The organism is Neobacillus sp. C211 (assembly GCF_051842875.1).
Classification (GTDB): domain Bacteria; phylum Bacillota; class Bacilli; order Bacillales; family Cytobacillaceae; genus Neobacillus.
In genome coordinates, this window is the sequence record NZ_JBPXRO010000012.1 from 79,380 (window position 1) to 97,005 (window position 17,626).

The window sequence follows — 17,626 nt, forward strand, 5'->3', positions numbered from 1 at the left end:
TCCCCCTTTATTAATACAGTTTATTTGAATCACTCTTGTTATAGTACAGTATAGCCGAAATAAATAAAAATGTGTAGACTTTTTATAAAAAAAATCTGCCATTTTAAAAAAATAAGTCTTTTATCACAAGAATTAATTTATTCCTTTTTTCTTGTTTTAATATGAAGGTTATTTTTCGGTTAAAGTAAAGGGAAATTGACAATCTTCGATATTTGCTGCTTCCATAACATTACGATTTACATTACAATCATAGTAGAAAAGCAATATAGAAGTGGGGAGATGCTGGTAAATGAATGCAATGATCGGGACTTTTCAACCTTATTACATTATTATTGCCATTGGTTTAACCATCATGGCATCATATACAGCATTAGATATGTTTACCTTAATTAAGTCGTCTGAAAAAAATAAGAGGCTCCTATTTTTGGGTGGAACATTATCTATGGGAATCGGGATTTGGATCATGAACTTTATCGGACTCATTTCAGCAGATACAAATCGGTTCGCAAGTTATCAAATTCCACTTACGATTCTTTCAATGGCTATTGGGATTGCTTTTACAGGAATGGCTTTCCTTTCATTTTATGGAAAACAAATTAAATATTATCATTTAATCGTGGGCAGTGTATTTCTAACCTTTGCAGTAATTGCAATACAGGTAATCGGATTATATGCAATGAATGTAAATATTAAATTTAATTTCCTCTTGCTTGTTTTTTCAGGACTTTTAATCTTTGGTTCCTTTTTATTTTCTTTATGGATTCTTTTTTCTTCAAAAAGTTATACCCAAAGTAATCAGGTTTGGGTAAAACCAATTAGTGCAATCATTATGTCATTAGCAATTATCGAAGGTCATTTTCTTTTAAGGAGAGCCTCATTTACGACACCAAAAGTTCTTGGGGGATCAAGCGCTGATAGTCCATTTATTATTTATTTGGTACTTTTCGTATCAGTATTAATAATCGGTGGACTTATTTTATCTAGTACATTAATTAGTAAACAATTAATGACGACGGATACAAACTTAAAAGACATCAAAGCTGCACTGGATGCTTCAACCATTGTTGCGATTACAAACCCAGTAGGAACAATAATTTTTGTAAACGATAAATTTGAAGAAATTTCTAAATATAAAAAGGAAGAGATTATCGGTCAGAACCATAGAATATTAAATTCTGGCTATCATTCTAAAGAGTTTTTCAAAGACCTATGGCGTACGATACAAGCTGGACAAATATGGCGCGGGGAAATTCGTAATAAAGCAAAGGATGGGACGTTTTATTGGGTCGATACTACAATTGTTCCTTTTTTGAATAAAAAAGGTAAACCTGTCCAATATATTGCAATACGATCAGATATTTCTGACCGCAAAAAGGCGGAAGAGCATCTTAAGGATACAATTAAAGAGAATATTGATATAAAATTTGCACTTGATCAATCCTCAATTGTCGCATTTACAGATGCGAAAGGAATCATCACCAGTGTAAATCACAAGTTCTGTGAGATATCTAAATATAATCGAGAAGAAATCCTGGGGAAAGACCACAATATTCTAAATTCTGGTTACCACTCAAAGGACTTTTTCAAAAATCTTTGGAAAACTATCGGATCTGGAAATGTCTGGAAGGGCGAGATTAGAAATAAAGCTAAGGATGGAACTTATTATTGGGTGGACACAACCATTGTTCCATTTATTAATGGTCAAGGAAAGCCATACCAATACCTTGCAATTCGCAATGATATAACAGAGCGGAAGAAAACAGAAGAGGTCCTCCATCGCCAGGATAAGCTCGCGGCTGTAGGACAATTGGCTGCAGGTGTTGCTCATGAAATCCGTAATCCACTAACATCGATGAAAGGGTACGCGGAATTCTTGCAGTTAGACGAAAAAGATCCGGAGCGAATGGAGTTTTTGAGTATCATTCTAGATGAAATTGAACGGGTTAATACGATTGTTGAGGACTTTATGGTATTGGCAAAACCAAAGGCAGTGGAGTTGGAAGAAAAAAATGTTGTTCCTGTTATTAAGAATGTCGTCTCTTTGCTAGAATTCGAAGCGAGAAAGAAAAATGTTCGTTTGACCTTTGATTGTAATCATGAAATTATTCAAATTGAATGTGATGAGAATCGCTTAAAGCAGGTATTTCTGAATTTCATTAAAAACGGAATTGAAGCTATGCCTAATGGTGGCGAATTACATGTTAAAACAAACATACATGATAATAATGTCCAAATATCTATTCAAGACACAGGAGTAGGAATATCCAAAGAAAAATTAAAGAAACTAGGGGAACCTTTTTACACAACCAAGAAGAATGGTAACGGCCTAGGCTTAATGGTTAGTTTCAAAATTATTGAAAGCCATAATGGTGAGGTGTTTGTGGAAAGTGAACTTAATAAAGGAACAACCTTTAATATCTTATTACCGGCAAAAATTGCCTGAATGCGGGGGATCTGATCTCTCGTTTTTTTATTTCCAAAATTTTCATTCAAGAAAAAGACAAATATTCTTTGAAAAAGAAATCCACATTCTTTTTAAATAGATTAATATGGTAATAGAGGTATTAATGTTTTTATAGAGGAGTGAAAATGGTGGGAGAAGCAAATTTTGTAAAAACGATCTGCGGTTACTGTGGTACTGGATGTGGCTTAGTCCTTGAAGTAAAAGACAACAAAATCATGAAAATTCGCGGTGACAAGGAAGCTCCAGTGAACAAAGGGCAAACATGTGTAAAAGGCGCATTTGCCTATGAATACGTACATGCAAAAAATAGATTAACATCTCCACTAATCCGAAAAGCAGGAAAGCTAGTTGAAACCACTTGGGATGAAGCATATCAATTCATTGCTAGTCAATTAACCAACATAAAAACTACGTGGGGTCCAGACTCGATATCCATGTTCGCTTGCGCGAGAAATACAAACGAATCCAATTTTGTAACTCAAAAATTTATGAGGGCGGTCATTAATAGTAACAATATTGATGGCTGTAACCGTACTTGACACGCCTCTAGCGTTGCCGGTCTGGCAACTGTTTTTGGAAGCGGTTCACCGACTAATACACTAGATGATATTGATCGAGCAGAAGTGTTACTTTTGATGGGTTCAAATACAACAGAGGCACACCCCATTATTGCAAATCGTATGAAAAAAGCTGCAAAATCTGGTTTGAAAATAATTGTCATAGATCCAAGGAAAATAGATATGGTAAAATCCACACATCGCCATTTGCAATTAAATGTGGGCTCAGATATTGCTCTTATCAATGCTTTCATTAGAGTCATCTTAAAAGAAGGTTTATACAGTCCGGAGTTTGTCCAACAGGTTACGCTTGATTTCGAGAAGTTAGAAAAGCAAGTCGAGCCTTTTACGCTGGAATACGCTGCATCGATTACCGGTTTAAATGCAGAAGACATTGCTGCAACTGCAAGAGAGTACGCCACCTCAAATGGTTCAATGATTGCGTACACGCTCGGGATTACGGAGCATCACTGTGGTGTAAATAATGTATTTGATATAGCAAACCTTGCGTTATTAACTGGGAATATCGGTAAACCAGGCTCTGGTGTCATGCCGCTTCGAGGTCAGAATAATGTTCAAGGTGCGGGTGATATGGGCTGTTTGCCAAACCAATTAACAGGTGGAATGAGCATAGCAAATAGTGATTCCCGGGCGCGGTTTGAAAAGGAATGGAATGTTGAACTAAACCCAAGAGTGGGTGACACACAAACGAGAACTTTTGATCGGATCGAGACGGGTGAATTAAAGGCACTTTATGTCATTGGTGAAAACCCGCTCCTTGCTGATGTTCATATGAATCATACACAAACATTGTTTGAAAAGCTTGATTTATTAATTGTTCAAGATATTTTCTTAACGGAAACAGCAAAAATGGCTGATGTTGTATTACCAGCACGTTCATGGGGCGAGGTGGATGGGACATATACCAACACCGACCGGAGAGTTCAAAGGGTTCGCAAAGCGGTAGAACCACACCCTAATGTGAAAGAAGACTGGGAAATCCTATGTGATCTTTCTACGATTATGGGCTATCCTATTCACTATAACAACAGCGAAGAAATCTGGGATGAAGTTAGAAAACTAGCTTGGGAGATGTACGGGGGCATATCGTATGAAAGACTTGAAAAAGAGTATGGTATTCATTATCCTTGCCCAGATGAAAACCATCCAGGAACACTTATTTTACACGAGAGGTTCCACCAAATGGAGTCGACATCAACAAAGTCAGCATTTGTACCGGTAGATTATACTGCACCATTGGAACTCCCTGATGCTGAATATCCATTTACACTAACAACAGGAAGACGTTATGAATCTTACAATACACATTCTCAGACGCGTCATTATGCTGCTGGAGTTAAATTAAAACAAACAGAAGAGACTGTTGATATTCATCCAAACGATGCTGCAGCTTTAGGTATAACAGATGGTGAAGTGGTACAGGTTCGCTCGAGAAGAGGAGAACTACTAGTAAAGGCGAAGATTACCGAACAAGTAGTCCCAGGGCTCGTTTTTATGAGCTTCCACTGGAGTGAAACACCGACCAATGTCTTAACCTTAAATGAGTTTGATCCTATTTCAGGAACAGCCGAATATAAGGCTTGTGCGGTTGCGATATCTAGGATATAGAGAATTTTTAAATCAACGCAGTTTAATGACTGCGTTTTTTTAATTGGCTAAGTTAAAGCTCATTGTTAATTTTGGCACATGTTGATTGGAGTGGAAAGCTGCGCGCCTGGAGCGCAAATCAACAGCCAAGTTTAATATCGCCTTTTAAAAAACAAGTCGGAATTATCCGACTTGTTGTGTAAATGATTTAGCTGCTGTAGCTTTTCTTTGATAGAAATACCAGTTGAGTCCAAATGCCACTACATAAAAAGCAATAAAGAAGTAAAAAGCTGTAACAGGAGTGCCCGTCGCCTTAACTGACCACCCGAAAAGTTTAGGAATAAAGAATGAACCATAGGCTGCAAATGCCGCTGAAAACCCAATTACAGGTGCTGCTTCTTTAGGAATAAAAAGGTTCGGAATCATTTGGAAAGTCGAGCCTGAACCAATACCAGATGCAACGAACAGAATTAAGAAGGATAATAAGAATCCAGCAAATTGTTTTCCATTTAGGAAATAAATAACCCCTGCAGCGCCAATTCCCATGATGACTAAAACATAGGAAGTTACCTTTGCACCCCCAAGTTTGTCTCCCATCCAACCACCAACAGGTCTTGAAGCTGCGGCCACTAATGCACCAAGAAAGGCAAGTGATATATGTTCAGGGAATTGTGATCTTAATAAAAGCGGAAATGCCGCTGAATAACCAATGAATGAACCAAAAGTCGCTACATATAGGGCTGTCATAATCCAAGTATGTTTCCGTTTTACAATCACAAATTGTTCCGAAACTGATTGCTTTGCACCTGGTACATTATCCATTTTAAACATTGCTAAAACTGTCAAGATGACAATAGGAATCACCCAAATAAATGCGGCGTTTTGTAACCAAACTTCCTGACCATTTGCCAAAACTTGTTTACCGCCTACTAATGCAAAAGTTCCTGAGGTAACTATTAATGGTGTAACGAATTGAACGACAGATACACCCATGTTTCCTAAACCGCCATTAATACCAAGTACTGTCCCTTTTTCCTTTTTCGGAAAGAAGAAGCTAATATTTGCTGACGAAGATGAGAAGTTACCGCCGCCAAGTCCGCAAAGGGCTGCAAGCAATAACATGATAGAAAATGGTGTTTCCGGATTTTGAACCGCAAAGCCAATACCAATCGCTGGAATTGCTAAGATTGCTGTTGAAATTACCGTCCAGTTTTTTCCGCCAATGGAGCCGACAGCAAATGTGTAAACAAAACGAAGTGTCGCACCAACAAGGCCAGGAACTGCTGCAAGTGTAAATAATTGTTCTTCGGTGAAATGGAAACCGATGTCGTTAAGTCTAACGGCAACGACTGACCATATCTGCCAAACGATAAATGCGATCATCAATGATGGTACTGATATCCACAGATTTCGTCGTGCATGTTTTTTTCCTTCTGCGTTCCAGAATTTTTCGTCTTCTGGATTCCAATAATTAATTCTGGCCATAATATTTCCTCCTAATTAGTGATCAAATTTTAATTTTTATAAAGTAAGAGTTGTTTGTGTAATTACTATAAAACAGATGGTAACATGAATTTTGTGACGTACGTCACAAAAACAGTGAACGAACTGTGAACTCAAGGAAGTTGACAAAAAGTTGTAATAAATTGCCCAAGATTATAAAACAAAAGAGACCTTCCTCCGGGAAGATCTCCTTTTGTTCTGCCTTTTTTAGGATTTTTCGTTATCTTCATAGAACATACCTACAAAGTTTTTTGTTTCACCTGCGTCATCTCTAATGGCTGTAATAGTTAGCCATTCTCTGTAAATTTCATTGTTTTTGCGTTTGTTCCAAATATAACCTTCCCAAACCCCGTCTGTTTTTAAACTAAACCACATTTTTTTGTAAAACTCGTTGTCATGTTCACCGGATTGAAGAACACTTGGGGTTTTACCGATTACCTCTGCTTGACTATAGCCAGTGATTTTTGTGAATGCGGGATTAACGCTTTGAATAATGCCATTAACATCGGTTACACAAATACCATCTAAGGCATGGTTTACAATCTTTGCAGAAATATCCAACTTATCTTGATAATATAGCCATACTACGATAACCAGACTTGCTAAGGAAAATTCAGATAGGGACATAAACCCAATCGCATAATGACCAGTCCAATCAAAGAGAATCGTGAGAATGATTGGCGGGAAAAAACCACCCAGTCCTCCCATGGCAGAAACAATTCCATTCACAATACCCGCTTGATTGGAAAAATATAAAGGGACTAGTTTAAAGATAGCGCCATTTCCAATTCCCGCAAAGAAAGCAACTAATAAGCAACCAAAGGAATATATCGGCAGTGATGGAGTAAATGACAAAAGAAATCCTGCAAAAGTTAGGCTAAAGAAAACAGCCATTAAAATAAGAAAAGGATTAACTTTATCGCCTAACCATCCACCTATGGGTCTAAAAAAGGTTGCCAAAGCAATAAAACCTGCTGTCCGGAGTCCTGCATCGACTTTATCTAATTCAAAGTGATTAACTAAAAACGATGGTAAATAAATGGTGAAAGCAACGAAGGAACCAAACGTGATAAAATAAAATAAACTTAGAAACCAAAGTTTTGGATTTTTATATACCCCTTTGATTTGTTCGAGTAAGGAAATGTTAACTTTTCGTTCCTTTTTGTCCCCAAATATAAAGTTTAAAATAGCAAAGATTAATACAACTATCAGGAAGATTTTAATGGTGTTTCTCCATCCATAGGTGGTAGCAAGTACGGGTGCGGAAAAGGAAGTGATTGCCGTACCAATATTTCCAGCCCCGTAAATTCCGTTAATAAACCCATGCTTTGTTTTTTCATAATACTTGGGAAGAGTGGTAACACCGATGGAAAAGACAGCACCGCCAATCCCTAGTAAAAATCCTCCTAAGATTAATGTTAATAAGGAATTAGCATAGCTTAACAACGCAATTGGAATGAGCAGTATAATAAAGCTGATTGTAAATAAAATTCGAGCGCCATAGCGATTGGTCCAGTAGCCAATCGGAATTCGAAGAAGTGAACCGAGGATAACAGGGACCGCCGTAGTCCAAGCAATTTGAGATGAAGTAAGTTGGATATCTACTTTAATAAACGGCATTAGTGATGATATCAGTACCCAAACCATAAAACCTGCTACCAGACTTCCAGTTTGTATAATTAGTTGTTTTGACCCTTGTTTCATAACAATCCCCCTTCAATTCCCATGCTAATTAATTATTTCCTCCAAAAAGTCGTTATATATTTAGAAAGAGTGTTTATGAACATGGAAAATTTTACTTCTTGTATTATAGAACAACATATAGTCAATCAACAGTGAGTTATGACACACATTTGACACACTCATGGTAAAAAATTTTTTAAGGTGTACCAATTCACATTTTTAATTTACATGTTTTGTTCGTAATTGTATATTTTTCCTGTATTATAGATTTACAATATTTAAAAATAGAGGCATGAACAAGGAGAAAAAAATTAAGATCAAAGATAACACATGATTATTAATTGTTTGTTAAAAATAACATTAAAGTAGTAAGGGAGAAAACTATGCTGCGCAAAAAAATATATCTAGATCCTCCAAAAATTCTTGTTCTAGGTTTTGGTTTGATCATATTACTAGGAACCTTTCTACTAACCATGCCTGTTTCGACTACAAATGGGCAAGGTTTGTCATTTTTAAACGCCCTGTTCACTGCAACCTCTGCAACATGCGTAACAGGTTTAGTTGTCGTAGATACCGGGACCACATTTTCGATATTCGGTCAAGTGGTTATTTTATGTATGATTCAAGTCGGTGGACTTGGATTTATGACGTTTGCAACGTTTTTTGCCTTCCTATTAGGGAAAAAAATATCTTTAAAAGAAAGGCTTCTACTTCAAGAATCATTAAATAATTTATCAATGGAGGGGATTGTACGGCTAGTAAGACGAATTTTAATTTTTACAGCGGTGATTGAAATACTTGGTGCTGTGCTTTTATCTATCCGTTTTTCCTTTGACATGCCGATAGGAAAAGCGATTTATTATGGGATTTTCCATTCGATTTCCAACTTTAACAATGCGGGATTTGACTTAATGGGGGAGTTTCATAGTTTAACGAGTTATGTTGACGATCCAACCGTTACGTTGACCGTTAGTGTATTAATTATCTTAGGTGGTCTTGGCTTTATCGTTATGAACGAACTATTTGAATATCGTGTTTCAAAACGGCTATCATTACATACAAAGATTGTCTTAATGGCGAGCAGCGTTTTAATAGTAGTAGGTACAGCTGGTATATTCCTGCTTGAATATTCCAATGGATTAACCCTAAAACCATTGTCGTTTTCAGGGAAAATCCTTGGGTCATTATTCCAATCTGTTACGGCAAGAACAGCAGGGGCTAACACATTAAGTATTGGTGATCTAACGCAATCATCATTATTATTAATTGTGTTACTCATGTTTGTTGGTGCATCGCCTGGGTCGACAGGCGGGGGGATCAAAACAACCACTTTTACAACGCTCATTGGAGCTGTTTGGTCACAAATTCGAGGGAAAGAGGATGTTATTTTTTACCGTCAGCGGATTGAATATGAAACGATTTATAAAGCATTAACCGTCACATTTAGCGGGTTATTTCTCGTCATGCTAATGACGCTCATTCTAACCATTTCCGAACACGGACAAGATTTTTTAACAATAGTATTTGAGGTAACTTCTGCCTTTGCAACAGTCGGGCTATCGATGGGATTGACACCTGAATTATCACCACTTGGCAAGGTATTGATAATTTTTACTATGTTTGCTGGCAGGGTAGGACCATTAACTATTGCTTATGCGGTGACAATTCGCAGAAAACCTGATGCATTCCGGTATCCGAAGGGAAAAATCACGATTGGGTAGTTTTTTACACCAAGGAGGTACAAGGAAACAATGGCTAATCAATATGCAGTGATTGGATTAGGTAGGTTTGGACTAAGTATTGCCAATAAGTTATATGAATCTGGGCAGGAAGTGCTTGGAGTCGATGTGAATGAGGAACGAGTTGAAGAATCCCATCCATTCGTTACTCATTCCGTGATTGCCGATTCAACAGAAGCTGAGGCATTAAAATCGATTGGGATCCGTAATTTTGATACAGTTATTGTAGCAATCGGAAACGATATTCAGGCAAGTATCCTATCTGTTTTATTATTGAAGGAACTTGGTGTAAAAAAGGTGATTGCCAAAGCATTAAATAAACTACATGGTCAAGTATTAAAAAAGGTTGGGGCAGACTGGGTCGTCTTTCCTGAGCGAGATATGGGAATTCGAGTCGCCCATCAGCTGTTATCACCTAATGTCTTAAATTTTATTGAGATATCGAAGGATTATAGTGTAGAGGAAGTAAAAATCCCCGATAGGATGATTGAGAAAACCTTAAGGGAACTAGATTTAAGGGCAAAGTTTAATTTGAGCGTCATCGCGATTCGGCATGAAGATGAAATTAACATTTCACCATCTCCTGATGAAAAAATTAATTACGGTGATGTACTAGTAGTAATCGGTGAAAACCGAGATTTGGAAAAATTCGCTAATTTAGAATAAGAAACAAACCCCTGGTTAATAAGACTAGGGGTTTGAATGATTTTTTGTTAATGGGATAGGAGAGATGAGAGATGAACTTTCAAGAAAAAGATACATTAGATGAACGAATAGAGTTTATGAGAATACTTTCAAAACAATTCCTATTACGAGCACCTCAGGTAGATATAGAAGGTAGTTTCCCGTATGCAAATATTCAGGATCTGAAAAATACAGGTTACACGGCATTAACTGTTCCTTCAAGGCATGGTGGAGAGGATATCTCGCTTTATGAACTAATTCGACTCCAAGAAACGATTGCACAAGGTGACGGGGCAACAGCACTTTCGATTGGATGGCATATGGGAATTATTATGAATCTAAATGAAAAAAGCTCTTGGGATGAGTCGATCTTGAAGTATCTTTGTAAACAAGTGAAAAATGGAGCATTAATAAATAGTGCTCAAAGTGAACCGAAGACTGGAAGTCCTACACGAGGCGGCAGACCGGAAACCACAGCAGAAAAAAGTCAGAATGGCTGGGTTATTAAAGGGAGAAAAACATTTACTACCATGTCCCCCGTCCTAGATTACTTTATAGTTAGTGCAACAATCAAAGAAACCAATGATGTGGCCAATTTTCTACTCCCACGATCCACAAAAGGATTGGTTATTGAGGAAACTTGGGACAGTATCGCGTTAAGAGGAACAGGGAGTCATGACTTAATTTTGGATAATTGTTTGGTAGATGATTTTTATCTTGTGGAAAAGTTTAGTTCGAACGGAAAAAGAGCGAATGGATGGCTACTTCATATTCCAGCATGTTATCTGGGCATAGCAAAAGCGGCCCAAAGATATGCTATTCAATTTGCTAAAGAATATTCTCCGAATAGTATTGTCGGTCCAATTATCGATTTACCAAATGTTCAGCAAAAACTTGGAGAGATTGAGTTGAAATTAATGCAGTCCGAGCATTTCTTATATGGGGTTGCAAAACAGTGGGATCATTCAAACGATCAAGCTAGGGAAAAAATGGGGGCTGCTTTAGGTGCAGCAAAATTAACAGTTACCAATAATGCAATCGAAGTTGTTGATTTAGCAATGAGAATCGTAGGTGCAAAAAGTCTTTCATTGAAAAATCCGTTACAGCGGTATTATCGAGATGTAAGGGCAGGCCTTCATAATCCACCAATGGATGACATGACGATACAATTACTCGCCAGGGATAGTATTTTAAATCACTAACAAAATTTAGAACTTATTTTTTTATGTTATTTTTCCGCCATATTGGAAACCTTAACATAAAGGAGTGAGGAATAATGCCTAGAGGTAAAGAATTAGAACAACTTCCAATGTCGAATATCGCACCAGGTGCAGGAAAAGATGCAAGTCTGAACAATAGAGAAAGTCTTGGGGGTATTGTCCAAGGAGAACAGCCAGAACCAAGTGATATAGAAAAAGAGAATGAAGATATGATGTAAGGCAGGAATTCAATCCTGCCTTTTAAGTTGTAAAAAAAGACGATCTTTTCAATGAAAAGATCGTCTGAAAAAATTATTCCTCGATAAGTTCTCCAATTTCAACAACTGAACGTTCTTCCAAAGGGCCTCGTAAATGTACTGTTGCTGTATGTCCATCTTCATTTAATTGGTCAATCCAAACCGATGTACCATTATATTTTACTTCTATATCAGCAGATGATGACAAAATTTGTTTTACACGGTTAATATTCATTATATTCACTCCTATAAAAATAGTCATTTAATGATCTTCATTTCATTCCAATAAAATACATTCGCAACCGTTTTCTTCTATTATATAATTGGCATTAAAAATTCTTAAGGGTAGTTGATATGTATACCATTGGTAGTTCCTGGCTCGTCATCATCACCCAAGCTATTAAGATAATTTTCAAGCTCGACTTGGAGATCTTTTGGAGCACCAGGCTTTAAATGCCAATTTCCTGGTTCATCAACAAAATATGGGCTTTTTGTAAATTCAGGCCTAATTCTGGGCATCGTATTCTCCTTTTAAATTTTTTCTACATTCCTCTGTGTATATGCTATCCAATCTTTAAGGAGTTCATTCAAGTAATCTTTCTCCTTACCGTCTGTTAAAGATAAGTCCATATTCATATTGCTCCTTCATACGTTCAGGTTTATGATATGTAGAAATGATGTCTCGAGGATTGTTCTGACTAAGATATAATTTATGGAAGAATAGAAAATCTAACAAAAAAAAATTTGAAACTAATTAAAACTTCTTTCGTCTTATATTATTGAAGATTGAAAACAGTCATGTCCCAAAGAGAACGGACATAAAAATAAAAGGTATATCTCAATTTTTAAGAACTGACCAAGCTGTTGAAGGCAATGATTTTGCTTGCCCAAGATGGCGGGGGAAAGTGTAGAATGTTGTAGAAAAGTATAGATAATAATAGCAAGATTTATGTTTTTATTTTTTAAAGAAATGTGATATAGTGAGTGAGGTTCGTTTACCGAAGCTTAATTGGTAAGTGAGAGGAGAATTTAAAGATGAATAAAATTAGACTACCAAAAACATTAACCAATAGTCATATTACATTCTTTATAGCAGCTGTTTTATTATTTTGGATCAAAACCTATGCTGCATATCAAATTGAATTTAACTTAGGTATTGAAAATAGCCTACAGAAGTTTTTGCTTTTAATAAATCCATTAAGTTCAGCACTTTTCTTCTTTGGATTTGCCATGCTTTTTAAAAAGCATTCAAAATTGATAATGATATTAACCAATTTTTTATTATCATTCTTATTGTATGCAAATATTGCCTATTATCGCTTTTTTAATGATTTCATTACGGTTCCGGTTCTAATGCAAACCAAAACAAACGCTGGTCAACTTGGTGACAGTGCACTTTCATTAATGTCTCCGTTTGACATTTTTTATTTTACAGATATGTTTATTTTAATCGCGTTAGCATTAACCGTGTTCAAAAAAGTTACGGTAACGAATAGAAAGACCTTTAAGATTGTTCTATTATTTTCAATTACTACTTTTCTATTTAATTTAGGTTTAGCAGAAAAGGATCGTCCGCAGTTACTTTCACGGTCATTTGACCGCAATTATTTAGTAAAATACCTTGGAGCGTATAACTTTACCATTTATGACGTCATCCAAAATATAAAATCATCGAGTCAGCGGGCTTTAGCGGATAGCAGTGATATTACAGATGTTGAGAACTATCGTAAAGCAAACTATGCTGCACCAAATCCAAAATATTTTGGTAAAGCAAAAGGTATGAACGTAGTTTATATTTCGATGGAATCCTTTCAAAGCTTTATGATTGATTATAAAATGCCTAACGGACAAGAAGTAACACCATTTTTGAATTCATTAGCACATGACAATAATACCTTCTATTTTGATAATTTCTATCATCAAACAGGACAAGGGAAAACATCGGATGCCGAATTTCTAATGGAAAATTCTTTATATCCAATGGCACAAGGTGCTGTTTTTGTTAACAAAGCCCAAAACACATATCAAGCTATGCCTTCTATTCTAAAAGGACAGGGATATAGTTCTGCTGTGTTTCACGGGAACTATAAGACGTTCTGGAATCGAAATGTTATCTATAAAGCATTTGGATACGATCAATTCTTTGATGCAGAATACTACAGCATGTCAGATGAAAATACAAAAAACTATGGTATGAAAGATAAACCTTTCTTTAAAGAATCTATTCCATTACTTGAAAGCTTAAAGCAGCCGTTCTATACAAAGTTCATTTCACTATCTAATCATTTTCCATTTGAAATGGATCCAGAAGATACTGATTTTCCTGCTGGGGATTATGGTGATACAGTTGTAAACCAATATTTCCAATCAGCAAACTATATGGATCAGGCATTTGAGCAATTCTTTAATGATTTAAAAGCTAATGGTATGTATGACAATACAATAATTGTAATGTATGGTGACCATTACGGAATATCTGAGAACCATAATGATGCAATGGCGAAGGTTATGGGTGTGGACGAAATTACACCTGCAATCAATGCAAAATTACAGCGTGTACCATTATTTATTCACGTACCTGGTGTAAAGGGTGGAATTCAACACCAAGTTGGCGGGGAAGTCGATGTCCGTCCAACAGTTCTCCATTTATTAGGTATTGATACGAAAGATTATATGGAATTTGGTTCAGATTTACTTTCTAAACAACACCGTAATTGGGCATTATTCAGAAACGGTGACTTTGTAACATCTGAGGCTATCCAAATAAATGAAAAATGTTACTCATCTTTAACAGGTGAGTTATTAGAAGACAGTACTATATGTAAGGATGTAGATAGCAAAGTTAATACAGAGCTAAATATGTCCGACGAAATAGTTTACAAAGATCTGCTGCGGTTCTATAAGCCAGAAGGATATACACCGATCAATCCTAACGATTATGAATATCTAGGACCAAAAGTTGACAAAGTAACAGAGGAAAAGTAACAAGGTCAAAGAGAGAGGAGCATTAACTTCTCTCTTTTTATTTTGTTACAATAGATAAAGTAAATAATTTAAAGGGGCACTATCTATGAACAACAGAATTCTCCAATTGATAATATCGTTTATCGTAATTATTCCTTTCATGCTCTCAGGGTGTTCTAGTAGCGAACCGTCTAAGCAGAAAAGTGACTCTAAAACTTCCTCTGTTGTAAAAAACAATGAAGTTCATACGAATGAAACAAGCGATTCAAAGACACCTTCACTCTCTCAAACAGAAGTACCTCAATCGAAAACCGGTAATAAGAAATTACTTCCCGCAACTATCGTCAAGAATGTCGATGGTGATACTATTAATGTTAACCTTAATGGGAAGCTAGAAAAGGTAAGAATGCTCTGTGTGGATACACCTGAGACACATCATCCCCGCTTAGGGGTACAGCCATTTGGACCAGAAGCCTCCGAGTATACAAAGGAAATTCTCTCCGTTGGTACTAAAGTTGAAATTGAACCTGGAATTGGAGACGGACGTGATAAATATGGGCGCCTACTTGCCTATATTTATGTTAATGGAAAAATGTTTAATGAAATGCTGTTGGAAAAAGGCCTTGCTCGTGTGGCCTATATTTATGCTCCGAACACCCAATATGTTGATGAATTTTATGCGATTCAAAAGAAAGCACAAGAAAAAGGTGTAGGAATCTGGTCGATTGAAAATTATGCTCAAGAGGATGGGTATAATACTGAAAATGTCAAAGAAACGGAAGAAAAAGGTACAAATTCAAAAGCATCTTCAGGGAACAACTATCAAAATAACCCAAGTGATGATCAAGAATCAAACTTAGATTGCAAAGGGAAGATCAAAGGGAATGCAAATTCTCATATCTATCATGTACCCGGCGGTAGTTTTTACGACTCCACCACCGACAACATTGTTTGGTTTTGTTCAGAAAAAGAAGCGCAGGATGAAGGGTACAGAAAGTCAAAACGCTAATATCATATGTTTAAAAGAAGCGGCGGGCCTTCAAATGCCTTCTGTTTTTTTTTATAAAAGGCTCTGTTAAAGGTAAATGTTGATATTTGAAACTTTTCCGAGATGTTAGTATAATCAATATAAGAACAAACATTCGGGAGGTGGAAAGTATGAGCAAAGCATTTAGCAACCTATTAAGATACATAGACAAACTACCACATACGCAAAAAGAACAAGTGTATCAATGGGTTAAACGCTATGTTCAGCCTTCTTCCTCTGTTGGTGGTCGGCTCATCAATGAAATGCGAGAAACCCGCTTTAAAGAGGGATTTGAATGCCCTCATTGTGCATCTGAACACGTTGTTAGGTTCGGAAAGTATAATGGTCGCCAACGCTACCGTTGTAAATGCTGTAATAAGACCTTTACTGAAACAACAAATACTGTATTGTATCGTACTCGAAAAGGAGACGAATGGATTACATTTGTTGACTGTATGTTTAAATGCTACTCCCTACGAAAATCGGCTGAAATCGTAGGGGTTACTTGGGTTACACTTTATTATTGGAGGCACAAATTGTTGAGTGCCTTAAAACAAATGGACTTTGAGCAATTTGAAGGTATCGTAGAGGTTTACGAGACCTATTTCCTATACTCTGAAAAAGGTAAGCGTGGAGGCAAGTCTAAACACAGGGGTATTAGCCACGGTGGTTCTTGTTTGTAGATAGTCGTTGTAACGAAAGCACAAAACACAATATAAAAGATTTTCTATTTTCGTCATTTGTATTTGAAATGACCGATACTTATGACAGTTTACGCTTATCTGTTTTCAACAATAAATAAATGAAAGGTAAATTAAATATGCCTATAATTAAACACGATATTTTTATTAATGCACCTATCAATGTTTGTTTTGACCTTGCGAGAAACGTAGATGTACACACAAAAACAACAAGTAAAACAAAGGAAAGAGCGATTGATGGTGTTACAGTTGGACTGATGGAAAATGGCGATACAGTCACTTGGGAAGCCACCCATCTTGGAGTAAAACAAAAATTAACTGCTAAGATAATAGAGATGGAAAAACCATATAAATTTAAAGATGTCATGGTAAAGGGAGCATTCCACTCATTTACACATACACACGAATTTATAGAAAGTGGCACAGGGACTATTATGAAAGATACCTTTTCTTATAAATCTCCTTTTGGAATTCTTGGAGTAATTGCTGATAGATTATTTTTAGAAAAATATATGAGAAATTTCATTGTAAATCGTGCAAAAGAGTTAAAAAGGATAGCTGAAAAAAAGTAATGGAACCACTTCATTATTTTTTTGAGAAAAATCAACATTAAAATTTAACAGAGCTTTATAAAAAAATAGCCATGTACCATTTGTTATCATATAATAAATGAAAAATATTATTATGAAAAAGTTGGGAGAGATCGCATGAGAGACGTTACCTTATTGAATATATTTGAACATCATATTGCCCAAAAATATTTGAACCGTTCTGGTCTTGCCCATGCGATTGCTGTAGCCTACCATGCCTTTCAATTAGGGAAGGAGCATCAACTGGATGTTGACATTGCTGCAAAAGCGGGGCTCCTCCATGACATGGGGCATTATACATGGTATAAAAATGGAAAATGGGATTATGACTTATACAAGCAAAATGACATTCACCCAATTAAAGGGGCTGAGAGGGCTCACAAGCTCCTGATTCGTCTTGGTGAAAATCCAATCAAAGCTAAGACGATAGCACTCGCCATTTTATTTCATACTGACTCCTTTCTACCATCAAACGATATTGTCCGGACACCATTACAACAAATTGTTAAATGGGCCGATGAAAAGGATGAGGAAGAAGGCGGCATGCACCATTACAGAACCATTGAATATGAACGTGCAAAACAAAGCATAATCCGCCTAGACGAATGGATCGACAAAAAAGGTGAATAAAGATAAGGCGGTGCAAATGC

The 17,626-nt window shown here is 36.4% G+C and carries 14 protein-coding genes and 1 pseudogene; 11 read left to right on the top strand and 4 right to left on the bottom strand.

The window, feature by feature from the left end:
- Nucleotides 1–289 precede the first annotated feature (289 nt).
- Together ACSU6B_RS13240 and fdhF are read left to right on the top strand one after the other, a co-directional pair.
- Entirely contained in the window at nucleotides 290–2,443 is a 2,154-nt protein-coding gene (locus ACSU6B_RS13240; protein WP_410885820.1) for a PAS domain S-box protein, read from the top strand.
- 146 nt (nucleotides 2,444–2,589) lie between these two features.
- Nucleotides 2,590–4,650 (top strand): formate dehydrogenase subunit alpha, encoded by a 2,061-nt coding sequence (gene fdhF, locus ACSU6B_RS13245; protein WP_410885822.1) that lies wholly within the window; start codon nucleotides 2,590–2,592, stop codon nucleotides 4,648–4,650.
- A 162-nt stretch (nucleotides 4,651–4,812) separates the two neighbouring features.
- Here fdhF and ACSU6B_RS13250 read toward each other — a convergent pair whose 3' ends face one another.
- A complete protein-coding gene (locus ACSU6B_RS13250; protein WP_410885824.1) occupies nucleotides 4,813–6,114 on the bottom strand; it encodes an MFS transporter in 1,302 nt (433 codons plus the stop codon).
- Between the two features lie 225 nt (nucleotides 6,115–6,339).
- Entirely contained in the window at nucleotides 6,340–7,836 is a 1,497-nt protein-coding gene (locus tag ACSU6B_RS13255) for an MFS transporter (RefSeq protein ID WP_410885826.1), read from the bottom strand.
- A 362-nt stretch (nucleotides 7,837–8,198) separates the two neighbouring features.
- Here ACSU6B_RS13255 and ACSU6B_RS13260 point away from each other — a divergent pair, with 362 nt between their 5' ends.
- The 4 genes from ACSU6B_RS13260 (at nucleotide 8,199) to ACSU6B_RS13275 (ending at nucleotide 11,676) form a co-directional block, all read left to right on the top strand.
- Nucleotides 8,199–9,536, top strand: a complete 1,338-nt coding sequence (locus ACSU6B_RS13260; RefSeq protein ID WP_410885828.1) for a TrkH family potassium uptake protein — start codon at nucleotides 8,199–8,201, stop codon at nucleotides 9,534–9,536.
- Between the two features lie 30 nt (nucleotides 9,537–9,566).
- A complete protein-coding gene (locus ACSU6B_RS13265) occupies nucleotides 9,567–10,220 on the top strand; it encodes a potassium channel family protein (protein ID WP_214998375.1) in 654 nt (217 codons plus the stop codon).
- 71 nt (nucleotides 10,221–10,291) lie between these two features.
- Complete coding sequence (locus ACSU6B_RS13270; protein ID WP_410885830.1) at nucleotides 10,292–11,440, top strand: acyl-CoA dehydrogenase family protein; 1,149 nt, start codon at nucleotides 10,292–10,294, stop codon at nucleotides 11,438–11,440.
- A gap of 74 nt (nucleotides 11,441–11,514) precedes the next feature.
- On the top strand, nucleotides 11,515–11,676 hold the full coding sequence (locus tag ACSU6B_RS13275; RefSeq protein WP_410885832.1) for a hypothetical protein: 162 nt from the start codon (nucleotides 11,515–11,517) through the stop codon (nucleotides 11,674–11,676).
- Between the two features lie 73 nt (nucleotides 11,677–11,749).
- On the opposite strand, the gene ACSU6B_RS13280 is transcribed toward ACSU6B_RS13275, so the two are convergent.
- Nucleotides 11,750–11,929 (bottom strand): H-type small acid-soluble spore protein, encoded by a 180-nt coding sequence (locus tag ACSU6B_RS13280; protein ID WP_214712142.1) that lies wholly within the window; start codon nucleotides 11,927–11,929, stop codon nucleotides 11,750–11,752.
- Nucleotides 11,930–12,033: 104 nt separating this feature from the next.
- Nucleotides 12,034–12,213, bottom strand: a complete 180-nt coding sequence (locus tag ACSU6B_RS13285; RefSeq protein WP_410885834.1) for a hypothetical protein — start codon at nucleotides 12,211–12,213, stop codon at nucleotides 12,034–12,036.
- A 516-nt stretch (nucleotides 12,214–12,729) separates the two neighbouring features.
- Here ACSU6B_RS13285 and ACSU6B_RS13290 point away from each other — a divergent pair.
- The 5 genes and pseudogenes from ACSU6B_RS13290 to ACSU6B_RS13310 all read left to right on the top strand — a co-directional run bounded on the left by ACSU6B_RS13290 (nucleotide 12,730) and on the right by ACSU6B_RS13310 (nucleotide 17,606).
- Nucleotides 12,730–14,679, top strand: coding sequence for an LTA synthase family protein (locus ACSU6B_RS13290; protein WP_410885836.1), 1,950 nt, complete (start codon nucleotides 12,730–12,732; stop codon nucleotides 14,677–14,679).
- Between the two features lie 85 nt (nucleotides 14,680–14,764).
- Nucleotides 14,765–15,667 carry a thermonuclease family protein gene (locus ACSU6B_RS13295; protein ID WP_410885838.1) on the top strand — a complete coding sequence of 301 codons (903 nt, stop codon included), beginning with the start codon at nucleotides 14,765–14,767 and terminating at the stop codon, nucleotides 15,665–15,667.
- Between the two features lie 149 nt (nucleotides 15,668–15,816).
- Nucleotides 15,817–16,487: pseudogene (locus tag ACSU6B_RS13300) on the top strand (transposase).
- Nucleotides 16,488–16,505: 18 nt separating this feature from the next.
- Nucleotides 16,506–16,958: an SRPBCC family protein gene (locus tag ACSU6B_RS13305; RefSeq protein WP_410885840.1), complete on the top strand. Its 453-nt coding sequence runs from the start codon at nucleotides 16,506–16,508 to the stop codon at nucleotides 16,956–16,958.
- 135 nt (nucleotides 16,959–17,093) lie between these two features.
- Complete coding sequence (locus tag ACSU6B_RS13310; protein ID WP_088088594.1) at nucleotides 17,094–17,606, top strand: HD domain-containing protein; 513 nt, start codon at nucleotides 17,094–17,096, stop codon at nucleotides 17,604–17,606.
- Nucleotides 17,607–17,626: the final 20 nt, after the last annotated feature.

What these genes read in the sequence shown, in the direction of transcription:
- ACSU6B_RS13240 (WP_410885820.1), top strand. Translation starts at nt 290, where the DNA reads ATGAATGCAATGATCGGGACTTTTCAACCTTATTACATTATTATTGCC.
- ACSU6B_RS13250 (WP_410885824.1), bottom strand. Translation starts at nt 6,114, where the DNA reads ATGGCCAGAATTAATTATTGGAATCCAGAAGACGAAAAATTCTGGAAC.
- ACSU6B_RS13255 (WP_410885826.1), bottom strand. Translation starts at nt 7,836, where the DNA reads ATGAAACAAGGGTCAAAACAACTAATTATACAAACTGGAAGTCTGGTA.
- ACSU6B_RS13260 (WP_410885828.1), top strand. Translation starts at nt 8,199, where the DNA reads ATGCTGCGCAAAAAAATATATCTAGATCCTCCAAAAATTCTTGTTCTA.
- ACSU6B_RS13265 (WP_214998375.1), top strand. Translation starts at nt 9,567, where the DNA reads ATGGCTAATCAATATGCAGTGATTGGATTAGGTAGGTTTGGACTAAGT.
- ACSU6B_RS13270 (WP_410885830.1), top strand. Translation starts at nt 10,292, where the DNA reads ATGAACTTTCAAGAAAAAGATACATTAGATGAACGAATAGAGTTTATG.
- ACSU6B_RS13275 (WP_410885832.1), top strand. Translation starts at nt 11,515, where the DNA reads ATGCCTAGAGGTAAAGAATTAGAACAACTTCCAATGTCGAATATCGCA.
- ACSU6B_RS13280 (WP_214712142.1), bottom strand. Translation starts at nt 11,929, where the DNA reads ATGAATATTAACCGTGTAAAACAAATTTTGTCATCATCTGCTGATATA.
- ACSU6B_RS13285 (WP_410885834.1), bottom strand. Translation starts at nt 12,213, where the DNA reads ATGCCCAGAATTAGGCCTGAATTTACAAAAAGCCCATATTTTGTTGAT.
- ACSU6B_RS13290 (WP_410885836.1), top strand. Translation starts at nt 12,730, where the DNA reads ATGAATAAAATTAGACTACCAAAAACATTAACCAATAGTCATATTACA.
- ACSU6B_RS13295 (WP_410885838.1), top strand. Translation starts at nt 14,765, where the DNA reads ATGAACAACAGAATTCTCCAATTGATAATATCGTTTATCGTAATTATT.
- ACSU6B_RS13305 (WP_410885840.1), top strand. Translation starts at nt 16,506, where the DNA reads ATGCCTATAATTAAACACGATATTTTTATTAATGCACCTATCAATGTT.
- ACSU6B_RS13310 (WP_088088594.1), top strand. Translation starts at nt 17,094, where the DNA reads ATGAGAGACGTTACCTTATTGAATATATTTGAACATCATATTGCCCAA.